Source organism: Bombilactobacillus bombi (genome assembly GCF_003522965.1).
Lineage (GTDB): Bacteria > Bacillota > Bacilli > Lactobacillales > Lactobacillaceae > Bombilactobacillus > Bombilactobacillus bombi.
In genome coordinates this window covers 1,419,971-1,440,609 of record NZ_CP031513.1, presented here as the reverse complement: position 1 = coordinate 1,440,609, position 20,639 = coordinate 1,419,971, and the positions used below count along the sequence as shown (strand labels likewise).

23 protein-coding genes and 1 pseudogene are annotated in these 20,639 nt (G+C 30.0%); 17 read left to right on the top strand and 7 right to left on the bottom strand.

The window, feature by feature from the left end; all coding sequences use genetic code 11:
* The first annotated feature begins 435 nt into the window (after positions 1-435).
* Both DS830_RS07035 and DS830_RS07030 read left to right on the top strand, forming a co-directional pair.
* Positions 436-642 carry a helix-turn-helix transcriptional regulator gene (locus DS830_RS07035; RefSeq protein WP_118900308.1) on the top strand — a complete coding sequence of 69 codons (207 nt, stop codon included), beginning with the start codon at positions 436-438 and terminating at the stop codon, positions 640-642.
* 106 nt (positions 643-748) lie between these two features.
* A complete protein-coding gene (locus DS830_RS07030) occupies positions 749-1,132 on the top strand; it encodes a hypothetical protein (RefSeq protein WP_118908786.1) in 384 nt (127 codons plus the stop codon).
* Positions 1,133-1,190: 58 nt separating this feature from the next.
* On the opposite strand, the gene DS830_RS07025 is transcribed toward DS830_RS07030, so the two are convergent.
* Positions 1,191-2,414 carry a CPBP family intramembrane glutamic endopeptidase gene (locus DS830_RS07025; RefSeq protein WP_118908785.1) on the bottom strand — a complete coding sequence of 408 codons (1,224 nt, stop codon included), beginning with the start codon at positions 2,412-2,414 and terminating at the stop codon, positions 1,191-1,193.
* A 519-nt stretch (positions 2,415-2,933) separates the two neighbouring features.
* The gene (locus tag DS830_RS07020) at positions 2,934-3,680 is read right to left on the bottom strand and encodes an SDR family NAD(P)-dependent oxidoreductase (RefSeq protein ID WP_118900313.1); all 747 of its coding nucleotides are present in this window, start codon (positions 3,678-3,680) and stop codon (positions 2,934-2,936) included.
* Positions 3,681-4,216: 536 nt separating this feature from the next.
* On the opposite strand from DS830_RS07020, the pseudogene DS830_RS07015 reads away from it, so the two are divergent.
* From DS830_RS07015 to DS830_RS06985, 7 genes and pseudogenes are all read left to right on the top strand, one after another.
* Positions 4,217-5,229: pseudogene (locus DS830_RS07015) on the top strand (lipoate--protein ligase).
* A 215-nt stretch (positions 5,230-5,444) separates the two neighbouring features.
* On the top strand, positions 5,445-6,419 hold the full coding sequence (locus DS830_RS07010) for an SIS domain-containing protein (protein ID WP_118908784.1): 975 nt from the start codon (positions 5,445-5,447) through the stop codon (positions 6,417-6,419).
* A 17-nt stretch (positions 6,420-6,436) separates the two neighbouring features.
* Positions 6,437-6,862, top strand: coding sequence for a PTS sugar transporter subunit IIA (locus DS830_RS07005; RefSeq protein WP_118908783.1), 426 nt, complete (start codon positions 6,437-6,439; stop codon positions 6,860-6,862).
* Between the two features lie 13 nt (positions 6,863-6,875).
* A complete protein-coding gene (locus tag DS830_RS07000; RefSeq protein ID WP_118908782.1) occupies positions 6,876-7,340 on the top strand; it encodes a PTS sugar transporter subunit IIB in 465 nt (154 codons plus the stop codon).
* A 12-nt stretch (positions 7,341-7,352) separates the two neighbouring features.
* A complete protein-coding gene (locus tag DS830_RS06995; RefSeq protein ID WP_118908781.1) occupies positions 7,353-8,105 on the top strand; it encodes a PTS mannose/fructose/sorbose/N-acetylgalactosamine transporter subunit IIC in 753 nt (250 codons plus the stop codon).
* Positions 8,092-8,910 (top strand): PTS system mannose/fructose/sorbose family transporter subunit IID, encoded by an 819-nt coding sequence (locus DS830_RS06990; protein WP_118908780.1) that lies wholly within the window; start codon positions 8,092-8,094, stop codon positions 8,908-8,910. Before DS830_RS06995 ends, DS830_RS06990 begins: the two co-directional genes overlap by 14 nt.
* A 65-nt stretch (positions 8,911-8,975) precedes the next feature.
* Positions 8,976-9,692 (top strand): GntR family transcriptional regulator, encoded by a 717-nt coding sequence (locus tag DS830_RS06985; RefSeq protein ID WP_118908779.1) that lies wholly within the window; start codon positions 8,976-8,978, stop codon positions 9,690-9,692.
* Between the two features lie 185 nt (positions 9,693-9,877).
* Here the strand turns inward: DS830_RS06985 and DS830_RS06980 are convergent, their stop codons facing one another.
* From DS830_RS06980 to DS830_RS06965, 4 genes are all read right to left on the bottom strand, one after another.
* Positions 9,878-10,648, bottom strand: a complete 771-nt coding sequence (locus tag DS830_RS06980; protein ID WP_118908778.1) for a class II aldolase/adducin family protein — start codon at positions 10,646-10,648, stop codon at positions 9,878-9,880.
* 233 nt (positions 10,649-10,881) lie between these two features.
* The gene (locus DS830_RS06975; protein WP_118908777.1) at positions 10,882-12,240 is read right to left on the bottom strand and encodes a PTS galactitol transporter subunit IIC; all 1,359 of its coding nucleotides are present in this window, start codon (positions 12,238-12,240) and stop codon (positions 10,882-10,884) included.
* A 35-nt stretch (positions 12,241-12,275) separates the two neighbouring features.
* Positions 12,276-12,593, bottom strand: a complete 318-nt coding sequence (locus DS830_RS06970) for a PTS sugar transporter subunit IIB (RefSeq protein WP_118908776.1) — start codon at positions 12,591-12,593, stop codon at positions 12,276-12,278.
* Between the two features lie 10 nt (positions 12,594-12,603).
* Positions 12,604-13,059 (bottom strand): PTS sugar transporter subunit IIA, encoded by a 456-nt coding sequence (locus DS830_RS06965; RefSeq protein ID WP_118908775.1) that lies wholly within the window; start codon positions 13,057-13,059, stop codon positions 12,604-12,606.
* A 159-nt stretch (positions 13,060-13,218) separates the two neighbouring features.
* On the opposite strand from DS830_RS06965, the gene DS830_RS06960 reads away from it, so the two are divergent.
* The 3 genes from DS830_RS06960 to DS830_RS06950 all read left to right on the top strand — a co-directional run bounded on the left by DS830_RS06960 (position 13,219) and on the right by DS830_RS06950 (position 16,037).
* Entirely contained in the window at positions 13,219-13,962 is a 744-nt protein-coding gene (locus DS830_RS06960) for a DeoR/GlpR family DNA-binding transcription regulator (RefSeq protein WP_162887549.1), read from the top strand.
* A gap of 9 nt (positions 13,963-13,971) precedes the next feature.
* A complete protein-coding gene (locus DS830_RS06955) occupies positions 13,972-14,919 on the top strand; it encodes a 1-phosphofructokinase family hexose kinase (RefSeq protein WP_118908773.1) in 948 nt (315 codons plus the stop codon).
* A 335-nt stretch (positions 14,920-15,254) separates the two neighbouring features.
* Entirely contained in the window at positions 15,255-16,037 is a 783-nt protein-coding gene (locus DS830_RS06950; protein ID WP_118908772.1) for a DUF4931 domain-containing protein, read from the top strand.
* 52 nt (positions 16,038-16,089) lie between these two features.
* On the opposite strand, the gene DS830_RS06945 is transcribed toward DS830_RS06950, so the two are convergent.
* Positions 16,090-16,890, bottom strand: a complete 801-nt coding sequence (locus DS830_RS06945) for a MurR/RpiR family transcriptional regulator (protein WP_118908771.1) — start codon at positions 16,888-16,890, stop codon at positions 16,090-16,092.
* Positions 16,891-17,020: 130 nt separating this feature from the next.
* Here DS830_RS06945 and DS830_RS06940 point away from each other — a divergent pair, with 130 nt between their 5' ends.
* From DS830_RS06940 to DS830_RS06920, 5 genes are read left to right on the top strand one after another with little or no spacing between them, the layout of a single operon-like run.
* Positions 17,021-18,106: a tyrosine-protein phosphatase gene (locus DS830_RS06940; protein WP_162887548.1), complete on the top strand. Its 1,086-nt coding sequence runs from the start codon at positions 17,021-17,023 to the stop codon at positions 18,104-18,106.
* Complete coding sequence (locus tag DS830_RS06935; protein WP_118908769.1) at positions 18,099-18,539, top strand: PTS sugar transporter subunit IIA; 441 nt, start codon at positions 18,099-18,101, stop codon at positions 18,537-18,539. Before DS830_RS06940 ends, DS830_RS06935 begins: the two co-directional genes overlap by 8 nt.
* The gene (locus DS830_RS06930; protein ID WP_118908768.1) at positions 18,520-18,996 is read left to right on the top strand and encodes a PTS sugar transporter subunit IIB; all 477 of its coding nucleotides are present in this window, start codon (positions 18,520-18,522) and stop codon (positions 18,994-18,996) included. The genes DS830_RS06935 and DS830_RS06930 overlap by 20 nt, the downstream gene beginning before the upstream one ends.
* Positions 18,993-19,814, top strand: a complete 822-nt coding sequence (locus DS830_RS06925; protein WP_118908767.1) for a PTS mannose/fructose/sorbose/N-acetylgalactosamine transporter subunit IIC — start codon at positions 18,993-18,995, stop codon at positions 19,812-19,814. The genes DS830_RS06930 and DS830_RS06925 overlap by 4 nt, the downstream gene beginning before the upstream one ends.
* Positions 19,814-20,638: a PTS system mannose/fructose/sorbose family transporter subunit IID gene (locus DS830_RS06920; protein WP_118908766.1), complete on the top strand. Its 825-nt coding sequence runs from the start codon at positions 19,814-19,816 to the stop codon at positions 20,636-20,638. Before DS830_RS06925 ends, DS830_RS06920 begins: the two co-directional genes overlap by 1 nt.
* Position 20,639 lies beyond the last annotated feature (1 nt).

Below are 20,639 nucleotides of genomic sequence, written 5' to 3'. Positions count from 1 at the left end.
AAAATACTAGTAATAACCATCAATAACTAGCAATAAGGTCCCAAACATTACTGTAATGTCTAATGTATTTGCCACTATCACTTTTTATTTTGGGTGTTATTTTCTTTGGAATCAATGCCTAATATAAGACTATCTAAAGTACAGTTAAATATTTCTGTTAAATCAGTGAGATTAAGAGTTTTCCTGCTTGAATTCCTGTCTTTACAAAAAGTTTTTGAGCAACCATCGTTTGCATAAAAGAAACTAAAAACAAATTTAGATAAACAATTATATTCAAGACAATGATAAATATCGAACTATTTCTAAAAAGATATTTTTTAATCTGAGTACAACTATTAGAAATGACTCTATCAGGTATATTTGACATTGAAAAAAGAGTTGCTATACTATGATTAAATATATCAAATATATTTGATATATTTTGAAGGAGTATTCATGAATAATGTGCGCTATTATCGTAAAAAAATGAGACTTTCACAATTAGACTTAGCTAATAAGATTGATGTTTCTCGTCAAACAATTAATATGATTGAAAATGATAAGTATAATCCTACTTTAGCGTTATGTCTGAAGTTAGCACACATTTTAAAAACAGATTTAAATGCTTTATTTTGGGAAGAAAGCAGTTCAAAAAAAAGCTAAAGTATGTTTTTTGAAAGTAGATATTCATAGAAGCTTCTGTTTAATTCCTTACAACAAACAATTAATTAAAACTAGAATAACCAGTCACTAAAATGAGGTAGCGACGATGGAAAAATTAAAAGATGAACGTTTAATTTTAAAAAAACAACGGCTAGAGTCACGCTTATATTATTTACAAACTGGTGTTTTGATTATTTTTGCAATTTATGGTGTTTGTACACAAGGATTATACTATTTAACCTCTGCACCGATTATGGCCATTTTATATATTAGCTTTATTTTAAATGCCTTCAAGGAAATGGCGATTTCTAAAGATTTGGAACGGCATCCATTATTAAGCGGAATTTGTGGGATAATTATTTTTTTATTAGTTGCTTTTATTATTGGACTTTTTGGACTTGGAAAATCAGGAACAGGTGCTTATTTCTTAGCAATTTTGTTGGCTGGAGTAATTACTTTGATAGCAGTAATACTTATTGTGAAAAAATGAAATAAATACTAAAAAAGAGTTAGTTTAAAGGCTAACTCTTTTTTACGACTAAAATTAATTACAGCAATTCTGGAAAATTTTCTTTAACAGTTTCGCGTCGCTGGCCACTTAAGAGAAAAGCAGCAATTCCCAAGAAAATAATAGCTGTAATAATGAGTATCATCCAATCAAAACTAGTAGGAATACTCATAGTTTCTTTACCACTGGTGATAAAAGCCAGTATGTCCATACTAGCATGAAACAGCATTGGCCACCAAAAAGCTTTGGTGTACAGGTAAATAGCAGCAAATAAGATTCCTAAGCTAAAAGCAAAAATTGCTTGTAAAATAGTTGCATCCAGACTTTGAACTGCTAAATTAGGAATATGTGCCAAGCTAAAAATCAAAGAACTACCAATAATTGCTAAATCAAATTGGAATAAACGATTTCGTAAAGCATGGAGTAATAGATAAAGTAAGACAAAACGGCATAACCATTCTTCTAAAATGCCTGCTTCTAATCCATTTAAAAGTAAAGTCAAAGAAGTAGAACGAATAGTAAAATCTAATTGCAATATTTGTTGCCAACTCTCGGCGGTTCCAAAGGCGTTAAAGATAATAGTAATAAGAGAAAAGATAATCAAAAAAAGGATTATTCCCTTTTGACTATTATGTGCCCAAGAAAATTTGGGGAGTTCAAACCCCCAAATTTTCATAACGATACTCGTTAAAATGACAAAACTCAAAGCAGCCATTATATCACTATTACTAAGGGCTAATAGAATAGGATCAAAGCCGGTGTGACCTGTTAAAGGCAGACTAAGCATTAAAAAAGCTACGATCAATGACATTAACATTCGACCTAAGAGTGATTGAATACGAGCAAATGCCAAAACACCGATAGGGATATACATGACTAAACTATAAATAAGAATGAGTGACAAAATAAGATTGTTAAATATTGTGACTTCTGTTGGCAAAAAAGAACAAAGCATACTCAACAGTGTAGGCAAAACTATTAATTGTCCCAACGTTTGATAATAGTGATTAAATCTTAATAATAGCCGCTGCCAACGTTTGCTTTGATTTGAGTGTGCTTCATGAGGATTAAGCAAGAAAACGCCAGGAACGGTTAAAATTAGTAAGAAAATACAAGTAGTTAAAACGAGACCTAACGGTTTATTTTGCCAACTAACTCCTAATAAGCGCCTCATTAATAGAATACCAATAACTGCTATTTCTAAAAAATATTGTACTAAAAACCACATTCGAATAAGAGAATTGAAGCTTTTTTGTTTTAACATAAGCTGCTCCTTGAATATAAAGTCACTACTTTTAATTTACAGTAGTTATTGGGCTTTGACAAGAAAGTTAAGGCTTATTTCCTGGGAAATATAAAAAGCAAAATCAGTATTTGTAGTACTTATTTGTTACTAATTTTTGTTTAGTTAGAAATAATTCTAATTAGTAAACATGATTTAGTCTATTGCTAGGTTTTGAGAGAAAATTATGAAATTAACTCCTAAAGCAGATATCAATGATGCTTTAGGATCTAGTGGGTAATTATGTTAATTGTAGTAGAGACACTATGACAAATCAAACATTACAAACAAAGTTCAGCAATAGTGCATTAGTTAGTTGTAATTGTACTTTATGTAGTAACTTGGTTATTGTCTTTTGCTTAAGTAATAGTTTTATAGCGGCTAAAAGAACAATTTTCATAAGCAAACTAATATTATATATTTGATTTGTTTTGTTTACATAAAATCCCATAATCACTAAATTATTATCTAATGATTATGGGTATTTTAATAATTAAAATTCTATTTGGAAGTGAAGCCTCCATCAATTGGTATTTCTGTACCAGTAATAAATGCTGCTTCATCACTAGCCAAGAAAAGCACTAAATTAGCTACTTCTTCAGGTTTACCCATTCTACCTAATGGATAAGTTTTATTTAGTTCTTCTTTAGATAATTTTAAAGATTCGGAGGCATAATCACTCATGGCGGTTGTTATATAACCAGGATGAATCGAATTGACTCTAATATTGTGTGTGGCGTATTCTGCTGCTTCATCTTTACTCATTATGCGAACAGCTCCCTTGCTAGCACCATATAAAACATGTCCTGCTGATCCGATTAATCCTGCAATAGAAGAAGCGTTAATAACAGAACCAGAATTGTTAGAAGCCATTTTGGGCAAAACATGTTTCATCCCTAAGAAAACACCATTAATATTTATATCTAGTAATTGTTTCCATTCATCTAATGAGATATCGATAATTGGCTTAATTCGATAAATGCCTGCATTATTAAAAAGAATATCAATTTTTCCAAATTTATCTAATGTGTTTTGAACGACTTTAATCCAATCATTTTCAGAAGCTACATTTTGTTTTATAAAGACTGCCTTATTTCCTAATTCCTTTTGGACTTTAGTGCCTTCTGTATCATTAACATCAGTAAAAACTACTTTTGCACCTTCTAAAATGAATCGCTTTGTGGTAGCTAAACCTATTCCAGCTGCTCCGCCAGTGATAATGGCAACTTTATTTTCTAATCTTTTCATTGAAAAACCTCCTAATACAAAACACGATAGACAAATTACATTAATTAAGTTCACCTCTTTTTAATTAACTTGTTCACAACTTAACACTGACTGAGGAATAATTATAGAAAAGTGACTTATTATTAATTTTAAATTAATGATTATAAAAACTTACAAATTCTAATTTTGTTGGAAGGTATAATTGAGAATTATTAAACAGCGTTGCTATTATGAGGAACGCACTAAAGTACGGTTCGATAAAATTTACATAATATAGCATTATGCAATCATTGTGCCGATGGTTTTAAGAATGGCTTTTTTAGTTATAATCTATACTGTATAACTTTATCTATGATTGAAAATATTTTTATAATAATTCTAAAGTATCTATATGTTGTTTAATAAAGCTTATTTCAGTGTCTCAGTATAGTAATGGCTGCATACAAAAATTAACTCACGAGTATACATATTAAATACTTTAATTAATAGAAGCAGCGACTATTATAATATTGTATACTAATTTTGAAATCGTTTTAATTAAAGGGAGGAATTTACTATTGCAATATGTAGTAATGAAATCACAAGATATTAGAGATAATTTAGCTACCGAACAATATTTAACAGATCAAAAAGATTTTAAGGAACCGCTAGTTTTATTCTATATTCAAAAGCCTTGTATTATTGTGGGGCGTAATCAAAATACTATTGAAGAATTAAATAATGAATATGTTCGTGAACACAATATTACTGTAACCCGGAGAGTTTCTGGTGGTGGCGGTATTTATGATGATTTAGGTAATTTATGCTTTAGCTTTGTAGTTGATGCTAATGACGAACAGTTTGGCAATTTTAAACAAATTGTTCAACCGATTGTTGATGCCTTACACGGGTTAGGAGCTCAAGGAGCTCAAGTCACAGGACGCAATGACATTACAATTGAGGGAAAGAAGTTTTCTGGTAATGCCATGTACACGAAAAATGGGAAAACCTTCTCACATGGGACCTTATCTTATGATGTTGATTTAGATGTTTTATCCAAAGCTCTCCATGTACGCCAAGATAAAATTCAATCCAAAGGAATTAAGTCAATTCGTAGTCGGGTAACTAATATTCGTCCATATTTGGCAGAAAAATATCAACATCTAACAACCGAGCAATTTCGAGATGTATTACTATTAAGCTTATTCCATGCACAAAGTCTGGAGGAGATTAAAGATAAAGAATATCATTTAACTGCTGATGATCAAGCAGCTATTGATCAGTTAAAAGAAAAATATTATTACAATTGGGATTGGGTTTATGGAAAGTCACCCAAATTTACAATCCAACGCCGGCATCATTTTTCTATGGGAACCATTGATGCACGATTTTTAGTTGAACATGGAAAAATCAGTGTTGCTAGATTTTATGGTGATTTTTTGGTGAAAGAGATGTGCAGAATTTAGAGCAACAGTTGTTAGGAATTAATTATGATTATAAAAGCCTGAAAATGGTTTTGGAAAATAATGATTTATCACAATACTTTACAGGAATCAATTCAGCTGATGTTTTGCAATTAATAGCACCATAAAGTATAGATAGTTTAATTAACAGTTTGTTATTTAAAATAATAAACTGTTTTTTTGTGTAATATATCCCGTCTTGAAAAATGTAAGCGATATATTAAAAATATTTTTTTAAATTAAAGGGTTGTAATTTTAAGACTGTTAATATAAACTTACAATTAAAAGATTATATAACATTATATAATCTTTTAATATTAATTTTTTTAGAAGGAGAAAGACTATGAGAAAAGAGCATATTGAAGAAATTGATAATGCAGTTGCTGCATTAGAGAATAAGAATATTAAAAGTATTTATTTTGCAGCGTGTGGTGGTTCTCAAGCAGTATTGATGCCAGGACAATATATTTTTGATAGAGAAACGGAACTAGTGTCACAAGTTTATACAGCAAATGAATTTATTAATGACACTCCTAAATTATTAGGTGAAAATGCAGTAGTTATAACTATGTCTCATTCAGGAACTACACCAGAAACTGTTAATGCTACAAAAGTAGCTCGTGCAGCTGGTGCTACGACTATTTCTTTTTCACATGAAAAAGATTCTTTTTTATGGAATGAATCAGAATATCCTATTCACTATGATTGGGGTAAAGATGCTGATGCTAGTGATTTAAATAAACCTGTATTTTATGGATTGATTTTTAAGCTTTTAAAACATTTTACTAATAAGGGAAAATGGGACACTTGCTTTAATGAATTAAATAAATTACAAGAGTTAACTATTCAAAACAAGAAAAAATATCAACCTTTGGCAGACCAGTGGGGCAAAGAAAATAAACGAGATAAAATTATTTATACTTTAGCTAGCGGAATTAATTACGGAGAAATGTATTCTACTGCTAATTGTTGGTTTATGGAAATGCAATGGATTAATTCTGCAATGATTCATTCTGGAGAATATTTCCATGGCCCATTTGAAATTACTGATGATAATGTACCTTTTTTAATGATTAAAAGTATTGGTAATACTAGAAAATTAGATCAAAGAGTAGAAGATTTTGCTGTTAAGTACACTAAAAATATTACTATTTTAGATCAAAAAGATTTAAATTTAGATGGGGTTAAAGAAGAATCTAAACAATATATTGCCGCTATTTTATCTGGAGTAGTAGTAAGACAATTAGTCGAATCAATAGCGTTTCAAAGAGGACATTCTTTGGATGTACGTAGATATATGTGGCACGAAAAGTATTAATAGGAGTAGTAAATAATATGGCTAAAAGTTTTGATATTATTATTGCTACACATGAGAATTTATGTGAGGGCTTAATTAATGCTTGTCAATTAATTTCTGGAATAAAGTTAAAAAATGTATACGCACTTTCTTTTAAAAAAAATATGGAAACTAGTAATTTTGAAAGTGAATTAGACAAAATCATAACCACAAAATGTAAAGAGAACGACTTGTTAATATTGACTGATATTATCGGTGGCACACCGACTAATATTGCAATCAAACAAATGAACAAAAATAAATATGTAGAAATCATTTCAGGAATAAACTTGCAATTATTGTTGCAAATAATTATTAATCGTGATGAAGGAATGGAGCTAACTGATATTAATATAGATGATTTAATTAGTGAATCGCGACAAGGATTAATGTCTGTTAATAAAAAGCTTAAAGACTTTTGTTAAGAGAGGAAAAATAATGATAAAAATTGTTAGAGTAGATCATCGTTTATTACATGGACAGGTTATTTTTTCATGGATTAAACAATATGATATTAATCATATTATTATTGGCGATAATATGATTCAAAATGATCCCATTGCTTCCATTGCACTAAAGATGGCCAAGCCTGAAGACGTAAAAATGGATATTGTGAAAATTTCTGATGTTCAAAATGTAGTATCTAAAAATTCTAAAGATAAAATCATGATTCTTGTAAAAGGGCCAGAACAAGCAAAAGAATTAATTAATATAATTCCAGAAATAAAAGAAATAAATTATGGTGGAATTGCTAAAAAAGCCAATTCTAAACAATATGGGCAAGCTGTCTTTTTGACACCAGAAGAATTAAAACAAACAAAAGACATTATTAATCATAACGTTAAGGTTTTTATTCAACAAGTTCCTTCTTCACCAGTGGAAAAAGCTAATTTTAATGATTAAGAGGTGATTATAATGTTATTTAAAGCTATTATGCTAGGGTTGGTATCTGTTGTTGGTGTAATTGATTCTCGACTCATTGGTCGTCAAAATATCGGACGACCCTTAATTTTAAGCACTTTAGCAGGGTTGGTATTGGGTAATGTTCAACAGGGGATAATTTTAGGAGCTTCACTTGAATTAATATCAATGGGCTTTGTCGCTATTGGAGCAGCAGCACCACCTAATATGCAAATTGGTAGTGTAATTGCAACAGCATTTGCTATCCTTTCACACGCTAGTACACAGACTGCTTTAGCAATTGCGCTACCCATAGCTGTTGCCGCTCAATTTTTAGATATATTGATGCGCATGATTATGGCTCAGTTCGGACACATGGCTGATAAGGCAATCGCTAATAATCATTTTAAAAAGGCACAACATATTCATGTTTATTGGGCATTTGCTCTAAATGCAATACTTTATTTTGCACTAATTTTTATTACTATTTATTTTGGGGCCGATTCAGTTAAAAATATTGTAGATATGATTCCGAAAGTTATTACACATGGTTTAACAGTTGCTGGTAATCTTTTATCAGCATTAGGATTTGCAATGCTATTAAGTACAATGTTAAATAAAAAATTATTTTTGTATTTTTTATTTGGATTTTTAATTGTGGCTTATTTAAAAGTAGATTTGATTGGTGTAACTTTGTTTTCGATAATTTTAGCCTTTATAATGGATAAAGTTAATTATGGTAAGGAGGTAAGTGATGACCACTCCTAAAAAACATGTAACAAAAAAAGATTTAGTAAAAGTTTTTTTTCGCTCAATGGCTATTATGTGTTCGTGGAATTATGAACGACAAATGAATATGGGATTTATGTATGGCATGGCTCCAGTGTTAGATAAATTGTATGATGATGATAAAGAAGAAAAAAAACGAGCTTATGAACGCCATATGGAATTTTATAATTGTACTCCACAATTGACTTCTTTTATTATGGGATTATCGGCTTCCATGGAAGAAGAAAATGCAAATAGTAATGGTGATTTTAATACTGAATCTATTTCAATGATTAAAACAAGTTTGATGGGGCCATTTGCTGGCATAGGAGATTCTTTTTTTCAAGGAACTATTCGAATTATTACTTTTGGTATAGGATTATCATTTGCTAAGCAAGGTAGTATTTTAGGTCCTATATTAGCAGTTGGACTATTTATGATTCCTTCATTATTTGTATCATATTATGGAACTTTTTTAGGTTATAATTCTGGAAAGAACTATCTAACTAAGTTATATCAAGAAGGTTTGATGAATCGAGTTATGCAGTTCGCTTCAATTGTAGGTTTATCAGTTGTTGGAGGCATGGTTGCCAGCATGGTAGATATTACAACTCCGTTAAAATTTTCAACTGGTGGAACTAAATTGGTTCTTCAAGATATGCTTAATCAAATTTTCCCCAAATTACTTCCTTTTGTTATAACTTTAATAATTTACTATCTCATTAAAAAGAAAGTTAACACAAATGCTTTACTTATTGGTATTATACTTGTTGGTATCATAATTGGCGCTTTAGGAATTTTATAAGAATATATTTTATTTCTAATTATGATAACTTAGCCATATAAAGTTTTAGAAGCGGATGTAGTTTAATGGAATTAAAAGAGAATAAACCTTTATATCAACAGATTGCTACTAAAATTCAATCTGATATATATATGGGAAAATATAAACCAGAACAACAATTACCTACTGAAACTGAATTATGTGAACGCTTTTCTGTAAGTAAGATTACAATACGTAAAGCTATACAAATTCTTGTTGATAAAAGTTTACTTAAAAAGATTAGAGGAAAAGGAACTTTTGTATTATATAGGAAAGAAAATATGACACTTGGAAAAAATTCATTAGGATTTAATGATTTTTTAGCTCCCAAAGGACATAAAACTGATGTACAAATATTGAAAACATCAATTATTAATGAAGACAATCAGATTAATAGGAAATTGCATCTTTCATCGGGTACAAATATTACGTTAATTAGTAGATTAATTGTTGAAGATGATTCCCCAGTTGCGATTGATAATATCTATGTAGAAACTGAACGATTTCCCAAAATAATTGAAAATTTATCAAATAAAAAATCTTTATATGAAGTTTTAAAAAACGAATATCAAATTAATATCAATAAATCTAACTTAAAGATTAATGGAATAGTGGCCAATGCTCATATGGCAAATATTTTACAATGTACCATGGGCGACCCATTATTTGTTTTAGATAAGATTAGTTTGGTAGATGATGATATTATTCATTATTCTAAGTCATTTGTCCGTTGTGATCGTGTAGAATACTCTTTTTCAATATAATATAAATTTATTTGAGTTGATATATTGTTCCCTATTATAATCAATCTTTTTTGTAAATAAAAACATCTTGTAATTGTTGATATATCTTTAACAATTACAAGATGTAAAAAATAAAGTATTGTTTTATTATAAGAAATGATATAAGATTAGTGTGTGTGTAGTCTTAAAAAGGTGATTGACTTAGGTTAGTCGCCTTTTTTATTTTGTGAAGAATTTTTATTATACAATGCTTTTCCATTTTTAACATCTTCCCAAGTTCCAATTTTTGTATCTTCTGAGTAATAACCATCTAAAACACCCATTTGTTGAAAAATAGTTTGGTCATAAGCAACTTGTGCATTATATTCAGTAATATCAACATCAGCTAGTGATTTGTGCAATGCAGTAAGTGGATCCATATTTTTTCCACCGGAAGTAAATAATGTTCCGTGAGAATTTAACAAAAATCCATTCCGTAAAGCTTTATCTCCAATGTTTTTAATTTCTGTGGCTACATATTGTGCTAATTCTTCCGTGCACATCGGATGCCATTTTAACGTTCTTATTTCTTTAAGTTTTTGCGTTGCTTCAGTAACATTGGGCATATTTAAACCGCTAGTCGCCCAAAACATTGCACGATCAGCATGTGAATGAAATACGCATTTAATATCTTGATTAGTATCATAAATAGCTTCGTGCATATTAATTTCTCTTGTGGCTTTTCCATTACCAGAAACAACTTTTCTTGTATGTGGTTCAATTACCAATATTTGATCTGCTGTTAGATGACCTAAATATGCTTCGGACATCATCGTGGGAGTCATTACATAATAATCTTTACCATCTTCATCTTTAACACGAATGCTAATGTTTCCTCCTACGATATTAGTATCTCTTCTTTCCATAACTTCTCTTACAACTTTGGCTAAATCTTCACGTTCATATTCAAATGGTATACGTCCTGCAGGAAACTTCATAATGTTTTAATTCCTCCTAATATTTTTTTTAGATATTGTCTTGTTACTTTTTTTTAAATTAGAAAATAAGATAGGGGAGCCTTTATGATTGATAAGAATTCCTAAAATAATCACAAAAATATTAATCCAGTATAGTTTACTAATAATAGCAAAGATGAATAACCCAAAAGTAATAAAAGCTATCATGGTCCAATTGAATTTGTTGTTCAACATATATATTACCTTAACCTTTATTAATCATTGTTACTTTGCTTGTATTTTATTGCTGGAATAGGATTCTTCTTAAAGTATTTATAGAGCAAAAAGAATAATAACAGTAGAACGACTAATCCAATTATTGCTGGAATATTTCCTTTACCTGACCATGCCATTAAAAATCTCAATTCTGGAGCTTCAATGGAACTCCAAGATACTTGTGCCCCATGAGGTACCTTAATAGCAGCAGATTCTTTTGCTAATTTTGTGAATATGTTGGCAAAATATGATGCACCATATAAGAAAAGTGGTTCATAAATAATTCCTAATACTAACATTCTAAGTAAGTTACAACCAGTTAATAATAATCCTCCTACACCAATGCAATAATTAATAACTCCGGCAATAGGTAAAATTGTATTTCCAGGTAAAATAGCTGCAAATATAATTGAAATAGGAATCATTAATACCATAGTTACCCATAATTCGGTACTTTGTCCAAGAATAGGCCAATCTAAACCAATTACAAAAGTTCTACCTTTAACATGTTTTTTCATAAAATCGCTCATAGTAGATCCAAATGGAGTTAAAGCATCCATGAAGAACTTAGCCATAACTGGGAAAATAGCCATGACAGCTCCTACAGTAACTGATAAATTAAGAGCATCTCCGATACTATAATGACCAGCTAATGCCAAGATTAAACCTATAATTGCACCCATTACTACAGGTTCACTTAAAACACCAATTTTCCGTTTTAAAGCTGATGCATCCCATTCACGATTAAAAATTGGAATATAATCCATTAATTTATTTATAGGAAACATAATAACAGCTGTAAATGCTTCAATATGTGTAACAGTTACTCCTTCATAACCAAGCATATCAGCAATTTCTTTACTCCACATATCACCTAATTTCAGGCAAATTATAACTTGAATGCCTCCACAAATGAATCCCCAAATCAAGCTTCCGGAGATTTGATAAACCATGTATGCTGTTAAAGCTATGCCCCAGACGTTCCACATATCAGCATTCATTGTATCTGTTAATTTTGTTAATAACATGACTAGATTAATAGCAATTTCAACTAAGAAAAACACAAAGGCTAATGTCCAGCCCCATGTTATTGCTGCTGCACCGGTCCAACCAAAATCAACAGCGGGTAAATTGATGCCTGTATATTTTGCTAAAGCCTTAGCTGCAGGGCTAACCGTTTCTGTCAATTGGTTAATAGCCATTGACATTCCAATAAAACCTGTACCAAGATATAATCCAGATAAAACAGCTTTTGAAGGTTTCATCCCAAATATTAATCCTAAAATAATAATCAAAATGGGAACTAATACTTGAGCTCCAACTCCTAAAATTGCTTGTACTACCGAGTTCCAATCCATTATTCATCACCTCTACTTATGTAGGTAGTTGGATACTAAGCATTTATAATAATATCTTTAACTTTTTTATTGGCCTCATCTTGTCCCATTCCAGTTAACCAAGGTAAGCCAACCATACCTACTACGTTATTTTCATCCAGTACTTCTTGCAATTCTTCATCTGCTGGAGCAATGCCGACATAAATAATAATGCTAGGGTCGTTTTCTATAGTTGATTTTGCTGTTTCAATAGGTTTTGGTGTTGCCTTAGCTTTACTATCTAAATTGTTATCACTTAAATAATCATTAATCTTATTAGCAACTTGAGGACTAGTTGCAACACCTGAACCACAACAAACAAGGATAGTTTTCATGTTAATTCTCCTAAAATTTTTTATTTGCTAATTTATACATAACGGTTTCATTGTTAGTACATAGAAATTTATTGGCAAATTCTTTATCTTGAAAAGCATTCATTATTTTTGCTAAGAGTTCTGGTTGTTTACGACTATCTTTAATACCTAAAAATAAAAAGTTACTTGCTTCCATATCTATGGAATCTCCCATTTGTTTAAGTGATAATGGATGCTTAGTTCGAGCGATATAAATAAAAGGTTTATCTATATATGCACTATCAACATGGGGTAATGCTAATGATATATTTTCAAATTTTAATCCAGTTGGATAAGATATTTCACGTTTTTCTAAACTAGAAATATAACCTAATTTAGCAAATTTTGAATCAATAACACGACTACCAATTAAATCAAATAACTGTAATTCACTATTTACATCTATGGACAAGTCAATTAGCTCTGAATAGAACATCTTATTTTCCATTTTTTTCCTCCCTTCTTTGAATACGATTCCAGTATAATCTCATATTTTTACAATGTCAACCATAGATAAACAAAGTTAAACAAAATATACCTAAAAATGTTTATCTTTGTTATAATTCAAAACATAGGAAACAATTTTAATAAAGAGAAGTGATTAATAATGGGGCTTCAAGAGGAAAGGTTATCAAGAATCCATGCTTTAATTGATCAAGCTGGATTTATGTCTACTAATGAGATTGCAAAAACTTTGCAGGTTTCTTCTATGACAATTAGAAGAGATTTAAAGAAATTAGAAGATGAAGGTAAGTTAACAAGAATTTATGGTGGTGCACAAAGTAAAAAGCAAACTGAATTTTCAACTAATGAGAAATTGAAACGGAATATTATTGAAAAGAAAGAGATTGCGCAAAGATTAAATGAATTAATTCCAGATAATTCAACTGTATATTTAGGTGCTGGAACAACGATACTTTTAGCAGTACCTTATCTTTCTAAGAAAAAAGCTACTTTTGTTACTAATAGTTTGCCTGCTTTTACTGAATTAATTAATAGTGATTGTCGAATATTTCTAACTGGAGGTGAATTACATCGAAATACTGAAGAGTTTTTGGGTAGAAAAGCAGAAAGTATGTTTAAAGGTTTGAATCTTGATTTTGCTATTTGTTCGACTAATGGTATTAATAACGATCACGTTACTACAAGTATGATGAGTGAAGGCAATATTCAAAATATCGCTTTTGATCATGCTGATAAAGCAGTAATTGTAGCTGATCATACAAAATTAAACCATTCAGATATTATTACTTTTCAAAATTTATCTAATTTTGATTATTTTGTCACAGATAGTCAAATTAGTTTGGAAGATCAAAAAAAATATTCACAATATGTAAAAATAATAAAATAGGAGAAAACAATGATTTTAACTATTACAATTAGTCCTTCTATAGATCGGCTATATAAAATTGATGACTTAAAGATTGGCAATCTTAATAGAGCAAAATTAATAAAAAAAATGGTAGGTGGTAAAGGAATTAATGCCGCAAGAGTTGCTTCTCAGCTTGGTGCTAAAGCAATTGCTACAGGTTTTCTAGGAGGAGAAAACGGTCGATATATATTAAAGCAAGCACAAAAAGATAGTTATATTCCTAATTTTGTACAAGTAAATGGTGAAACACGGAATTGTTACACTATTATTCAAAGTAATAGTACTAAAACGGAAATTAATGAAATTTATAATTCTATAAATTTATCTGATTTGGATCGTCTTTTGGATAAAATTAGATTATTAATTACAACTAATAATATAAAAGCTGTATCAATAAATGGTAGTTTTCCAAAACAATTGCCACTTAATTTTTACAGTAGTGTAATTTCTATAATTAGAAAAATTAATCCAGATATAAATATTATTTTAGATACATCTGGAACAGCATTAAAGTCTGTTTTGAAAAGTTCACAGCAACTAGATTATATTAAACCAAATGAACAAGAACTTGCAGAGCTACTAGGAACAAAAGTAACTGTTATACCACAAATTTTAAAACAATATTTGCAAAATTCTTTATTTGAAAGGGTCAATAATATATTTGTTTCTTTGGGATCATATGGCGCAATTGTTAAACACTATAATGATTATCTTTTTGTTGATTTTGATCCTGTGAATGTAATAAATACAGAAGGATCTGGAGATTCAGTTGTTGGTGGATTATTATATGCTTTGGATTGTAACATGGAATATGAAGATGTGATTCGATATGCAATTGCATCAGGCACAGCTAACGCTATGGAAACTAAAACTGGGTATATTGAAAAAAACAATGTCAACAATTTAGTTAAAAAATTAAGGATAAAATATTTATAAATATAAAATTGGAATTTTAAGAAGCAAATCAAGTTGCATTTATAATAAAATTATTAGTTTGTGTTTTTTACTTAAATATAATCTTTGATTTATTTTAGTGTTAATTATGCGATTTTTTTATTTTGGAATACATTTTAATGAATATTGTTGTTAATTATCTAAAAGTGTAAAACTAATATTTATTTGAAAGAGGGAAGGTAGCAGACCTTCGCTTTTTTATTGTATAGTTAAGATAATTTTAAAATATAATATTTGTAGAATTGCTTTTATTTAGAAAACAAATCTATTCAAGTGTTAGAATTGTACCAGAATAAGCATGGAAAGAAGGGCTAAAAATGGAACGACAAACAAACTTGGTATTTCAGCCACAGATAGCTAAAAATAAACCTGAAACCATCAGACATGCTAATAATGTCTGTCCCTTCTGCGATTATGAAAATTTAAGTGATATTCTGGCACATGAAGATGATCGTATCTGGCTAGTAAATAAATATCGCACTTTAAAAGATACTTTGCAAACAATTATTATTGAGACTCACCAACATGATGGTGATATTGCTAACTATTCGCAAAGTCAGAATCGACAAATAATAAATTTTGCCCTGCAAAAATGGCAAGCAGTGATGGCTAGTCAAAAATATCAAAGTGTACTTTTGTATAAAAACTTTGGTCCTTTGTCTGGGGGAAGTTTAAGTCATCCACATATGCAAATTGTGGGATTAGATAAAATCGATATTCACGATAATGTTTCTATTAATAATGTTTTAGGGATGTCTATTTGGCAGCAAGAGTCTTTGGTAGTTAATATTTCAACACAGCCAATAATTGGTTTTGTAGAAATTAATGTTTTACTGACAAATTCAAAAGCGCAAACTACTTTGGCTGACATTATTCAAATTGTCGTGCGCTATTTGTTAAATGATTATTTAGGTGGTCGTTGTGATTCTTATAATTTATTTTTTTACGAATTTAATCAACAAGTAGCGGTCAAGATTGTGCCGCGTTTTGTTACATCACCTTATTTTGTGGGTTACAAAATTCCTCAAATTAATGATCATCAACAAATGTTACAAATAAAACAAGCATTGCAAAAGTTAATTTCTAAGCAATTGTTGTAAAAGAAATAAAAAGACACTTCAATATATAGTGTCTTTTTATTTATATTATTTTTTAAATATCGTTAATTGCTTTTCGTGTTTTAATCATGGTATTTTTAAATATATCATCTTTTTGTAAATAAGTGGTTAAAACATCAATTAGATACATATTAGAAAACTGAGAATTAATAAATTTTTCGTTATTTACAAAACGAGTATTGTAGACATAAAAAGTTAAATCACTTAGTTGAGATACTGGATTATCGTGATAGCTTGTGATGGAAGCGATTGTAGATCCTTGTTTTTTTGCTGCTTTAATTGTGCTAACAATACAATCAGTAATACCACTGTTAGATATTGCTAAAAATAAATCATCTTTACTAGCAATATTAGCTCGCATAACCATCCATAATGGATCACTATAGCTCTGTGAATCTAATCCCATTCGTGTTAGACGTAAACTAAAAGTTTTAGCAGTTTCTCCAGAACTACTAGCCCCAATAACAATAATATGTTTTTTTTGTTTTAGCAATTGATAAAATTTTTGAAACTTCTCTGGTTTGATAAATCTTTGAGTTTTTTTAATTACTTTCTGATAAAAAAGAAAAACCTCATCAATTATTTCATCTTGGCTGATAGTTTCATTAGGAATTAAACTTTGACTAATACTTAATTTCATATCAGCATATGTTTTACAGCCGTTTTTTTTAACAAAACGAGTAATTGTGGCATTAGAAGTTTGTGTTTTTTGTGATAATTCATTGATATTCATATTATTAATTTGATTACTATGACTTAAAATATAATCAGCTATTTTTTTTTCGCTTTTAGAAAAATTTAAATATTTTTTTTGCATATTTAGTAAAATGTCCATGGATATCTCCTTGATTAATTAGTTTGTTAAATTTGATAAATATAATCGAAAACTATTTTCTAAAAAAACTATTGCAAAAATAATTTTCATATTTTATAATGCAATTGTAGATATGAAAGGGGTTCCAGATATGGATAAACAACCATATGTTATCAATAATATTAGTATGCAGAGAAAAGGTGATCAATTAAAGATTTCTTTATTAAATTCTGAACAACAAAATTATCAATTATTTATGGGTGATGCTCCAAATATTAATGCGATACAAGAACAAGTAGCAAAAAGTTCTTCAGGTAATTTTACCATCAATTTACCAATCACGGAATTACCAAAGTATTTTATGGTTAAGGCAGAGAAATTTCAAACTAATATATTTTCGGAAAGAGTTTTGCCTTTAGAAAATGCGATTAACGTCCGTGATATGGGAGGATACCAGTGTAATGATGGACGTTATACTAAATGGGGAATACTGTTTAGAGGTGATCAACTATCTAAAATAAATGAAAACGATATAAATATACTAGAAAAATATGGAATTAAAACGATTGTTGATTATCGTTCTTCACATGAACGTAAGATCCATCCTAATAAATCATTGGCAACAGTTTTAACAATTTTTAATTGTGATCCACAATCTAGTTTTTCTGAGGCTGCTGCTAATGTAGTAGATTTACATAGTGAAAATGTTAAATTGGTTCAGTCATTAGAGAATGGTGAAGTTGATTCGAAATTTATTAATGATAAAGGAGAAAATGTTGTTTTAAGTTATCAAAAATTAGTAACCTCTAAACCAGCTCAAAAAGCCTATGGGCAATTTTTACATGCTTGCGCTAATCCGAATAATGTACCATTATTTCATCATTGTCGTGGAGGTAAGGATCGGACGGGTTTTGCATCAATGTTGATATTATTGTTATTAAATGTTAAAGAAGAAGAAATCGTTAAGGATTATATGCTTACCAAAACGATTCGACAGGAACGAAATCAATTAAAATACAATCAATATCGTGAATTAGTTGATAAAAAAGAGTACTTAGATTACTTAATGGCAATGATTGATACGCGTGAAAAATATATTCAAGCAGCAATTGATAAAATTAAAGAATTATATGGAAGTGTAGATCAATATATGATTAAACATTTTGACTTTACTAAAGAAGAAATTGAAAGAATGCGTGATTTTTACTTAGAGGAAGGAGTGGAAATAAATGACTAAAAAATCAGTAGCTGTAATTTTAGCTAGCCATGGTAGTTTTGCTAAATATGCGCTTGATAGTGCTGAAATGATTGTAGGTAAGCAAAATAATTGTGGGGTCTTATCTGTAACAATGGACTTGAATTTAGAAGAGGCAACACAAAAAATGACAGATATTTATCAATCATTAGATACTAGTGCGGGAACAGTAATTTTGGTAGATATTTTAGGCGGTACACCATCAAATGTTAGCGGTAATTTTTGTTTAACTAAACCCAATGTATTAGTTATTAGTGGGTTGAATCTTCCTATGTTACTGGATTTATTTACAAATCGTCAACGCAGTTTAGAGGAGATTGCAGAATCATTGCAACAATCTTATCAAATTGGGTTTCAAAATATAACAGAAAGATTTCAAGAGGAGGAACAAGAAGATGACAGTGAAATTTTGTAGAATTGATGATCGTTTAATTCATGGACAAGTAGTTACAACTTGGTTAAATGTTTATAAGATTGAACAAGTAATTATTGTTAATGAAACTGTTGCTAAAGATAAAATCCAATCTAAAGTTTTAGAAATGAGTATCCCTAGTAATGTTAAACTTCACATTTTTTCCCCAGATAAGTTTTTAAGAGTAACAAAAAAAGCGCCAATAACACGTTCAACAATGTTGCTATTCACTAATCCCTTTGATGTAGAAAAACTGATTCAAAACGGTTTTGAGATAGATAAATTAAATGTTGGTGGTATGAGAGGCAATGATCAAAGAAAACAATATACAAAAGCAGTTTTCTTAACTAATGATGAAAAGACGGCTTTTGAAAGATTAATTGCTCAGGGAGTGGATGTTGAAATTCAGATGATTCCAACTAATCCTGCTGAAAAGATGAGTGAGGTCATAGCTAAATGAAGATTTTAATAATTACAATTTTATCCTTTGTTTTAGGTATTGATGACGTAAGTACAAAATTATTTCGTCGACCACTATTAATAGCCCCTTTAGTTGGTTTGGTATTAGGTAATTTGCCTGCTGGATTAGTTATAGGTGCTACACTAGAAATTATGTGGATGGGTATTGGTAATGTAGGTGCATATATGGCACCAGATTTGATTACCGGAACAATTATTAGTACTTCACTTGCCATTATGAGTGGTGGCAGTCGTCCCTTGCCTACTTTGGTTGCAACAGCCGTAACTTTAGCAGTTCCTACTTCTATTTTAGCTCAACAATTATTAGTTTTAATTGAAACAGCTAATTGTTCGTTAAATGGATGGGCTAAACGAATGGCTGATAATGCAGATGTTAAAAGTACTGTTTGGTTAATTTATCCACCAGCAATTTTAACTGGATTAGCACGCGCATTACCAACTTTCCTTGCTTTAGAATTTGGTGCAGGAGCAATTCAAAATGTAATCAATTCTTTGCCAAAATTTGTTATCAATGGATTAAGTACATCAGGATCTATTATTCCTTCTGTCGGAATCGCTTTACTAATGATGTCAATGATTAAAAAATTTGAATTATGGATGTTTTTAATTTTGGGTTTTGTTTTAGCAGCCTACTTAAAATTAGAAGTACTACCAATTACTCTAATTGCAATAGTTTTTGCATTCTTATATGAGGTTGCTACAAGAAAAGTTAGCGCAACAACTGTTCAGTCTGCAACTACTGTTATAGAAACACCTGATGGTGAAGAGGATGATGAGGAAGGAGATTATGATCTCTAATGGAACATAAATTGAATCAAAAAGATCTTTGGAAGATGTTTTGGCGTTTAAATACAATGCGAATTACGCTAAACTACGAAACATTACAAGGTGTAGGTTTTATGCGTGCAATTGCTCCTGCTTTATCTAAAATTTACACAGATAAAAAAGATTTGTCTGAAGCTATGAAACGTCATTTAGTATTTTATAATTCACATGTTAATGGTGACGCAGCTATTCTTGGTTTAACAGCTGCAATGGAAGAATCTACTAGTGCGGATGAAAAAGAAGGTATTAATGCACTAAAAACAGGATTGATGGGACCCTTGGCAGGATTAGGTGATAGTTTGGTAAAATTCACGTGGGTACCTATTGTCGGAAGTATTGGAGCATCATTGGCCTTTAGTGGTAGTATTGCAGGTCCAATTTTAATGTTTGTCTTGTATAACATTGTTAATATTTTAGGTCGTTACTATGCTGTTGTTTATGGATATAAAGCAGGTATTGATTTTTTAAATAAAAATAAGAAAACCAATGTTATTCAACGAATATCTACAATGGCTAATGTAGTTGGATTAATGGTAGTAGGTTCACTTATTGCAACGGTAATCAAAGTGAAGACTCCTGTTAAAATTGCTGTACATTCTAACCTTTCTGGGAAAATTGGAGGGAACTCAATTGCTTTACAATCTATGTTTGATAAAATTATGCCATCAGTTTTAAGCTTGTTGGTAACAATTGTTGTTTATCTAATTTTAAAGAAAACTAATGGAAAACATGCAGCTATGTTAATAATCATTATGATGGCTCTAACAGTTTTGCTAAAATATTTTGGTATTGTATAAA

What these genes read in the sequence shown, in the direction of transcription:
- DS830_RS07035 (WP_118900308.1), top strand. Translation starts at nt 436, where the DNA reads ATGAATAATGTGCGCTATTATCGTAAAAAAATGAGACTTTCACAATTA.
- DS830_RS07030 (WP_118908786.1), top strand. Translation starts at nt 749, where the DNA reads ATGGAAAAATTAAAAGATGAACGTTTAATTTTAAAAAAACAACGGCTA.
- DS830_RS07025 (WP_118908785.1), bottom strand. Translation starts at nt 2,414, where the DNA reads ATGTTAAAACAAAAAAGCTTCAATTCTCTTATTCGAATGTGGTTTTTA.
- DS830_RS07020 (WP_118900313.1), bottom strand. Translation starts at nt 3,680, where the DNA reads ATGAAAAGATTAGAAAATAAAGTTGCCATTATCACTGGCGGAGCAGCT.
- DS830_RS07010 (WP_118908784.1), top strand. Translation starts at nt 5,445, where the DNA reads ATGAGAAAAGAGCATATTGAAGAAATTGATAATGCAGTTGCTGCATTA.
- DS830_RS07005 (WP_118908783.1), top strand. Translation starts at nt 6,437, where the DNA reads ATGGCTAAAAGTTTTGATATTATTATTGCTACACATGAGAATTTATGT.
- DS830_RS07000 (WP_118908782.1), top strand. Translation starts at nt 6,876, where the DNA reads ATGATAAAAATTGTTAGAGTAGATCATCGTTTATTACATGGACAGGTT.
- DS830_RS06995 (WP_118908781.1), top strand. Translation starts at nt 7,353, where the DNA reads ATGTTATTTAAAGCTATTATGCTAGGGTTGGTATCTGTTGTTGGTGTA.
- DS830_RS06990 (WP_118908780.1), top strand. Translation starts at nt 8,092, where the DNA reads ATGACCACTCCTAAAAAACATGTAACAAAAAAAGATTTAGTAAAAGTT.
- DS830_RS06985 (WP_118908779.1), top strand. Translation starts at nt 8,976, where the DNA reads ATGGAATTAAAAGAGAATAAACCTTTATATCAACAGATTGCTACTAAA.
- DS830_RS06980 (WP_118908778.1), bottom strand. Translation starts at nt 10,648, where the DNA reads ATGAAGTTTCCTGCAGGACGTATACCATTTGAATATGAACGTGAAGAT.
- DS830_RS06975 (WP_118908777.1), bottom strand. Translation starts at nt 12,240, where the DNA reads ATGGATTGGAACTCGGTAGTACAAGCAATTTTAGGAGTTGGAGCTCAA.
- DS830_RS06970 (WP_118908776.1), bottom strand. Translation starts at nt 12,593, where the DNA reads ATGAAAACTATCCTTGTTTGTTGTGGTTCAGGTGTTGCAACTAGTCCT.
- DS830_RS06965 (WP_118908775.1), bottom strand. Translation starts at nt 13,059, where the DNA reads ATGGAAAATAAGATGTTCTATTCAGAGCTAATTGACTTGTCCATAGAT.
- DS830_RS06960 (WP_162887549.1), top strand. Translation starts at nt 13,219, where the DNA reads ATGGGGCTTCAAGAGGAAAGGTTATCAAGAATCCATGCTTTAATTGAT.
- DS830_RS06955 (WP_118908773.1), top strand. Translation starts at nt 13,972, where the DNA reads ATGATTTTAACTATTACAATTAGTCCTTCTATAGATCGGCTATATAAA.
- DS830_RS06950 (WP_118908772.1), top strand. Translation starts at nt 15,255, where the DNA reads ATGGAACGACAAACAAACTTGGTATTTCAGCCACAGATAGCTAAAAAT.
- DS830_RS06945 (WP_118908771.1), bottom strand. Translation starts at nt 16,890, where the DNA reads ATGGACATTTTACTAAATATGCAAAAAAAATATTTAAATTTTTCTAAA.
- DS830_RS06940 (WP_162887548.1), top strand. Translation starts at nt 17,021, where the DNA reads ATGGATAAACAACCATATGTTATCAATAATATTAGTATGCAGAGAAAA.
- DS830_RS06935 (WP_118908769.1), top strand. Translation starts at nt 18,099, where the DNA reads ATGACTAAAAAATCAGTAGCTGTAATTTTAGCTAGCCATGGTAGTTTT.
- DS830_RS06930 (WP_118908768.1), top strand. Translation starts at nt 18,520, where the DNA reads ATGACAGTGAAATTTTGTAGAATTGATGATCGTTTAATTCATGGACAA.
- DS830_RS06925 (WP_118908767.1), top strand. Translation starts at nt 18,993, where the DNA reads ATGAAGATTTTAATAATTACAATTTTATCCTTTGTTTTAGGTATTGAT.
- DS830_RS06920 (WP_118908766.1), top strand. Translation starts at nt 19,814, where the DNA reads ATGGAACATAAATTGAATCAAAAAGATCTTTGGAAGATGTTTTGGCGT.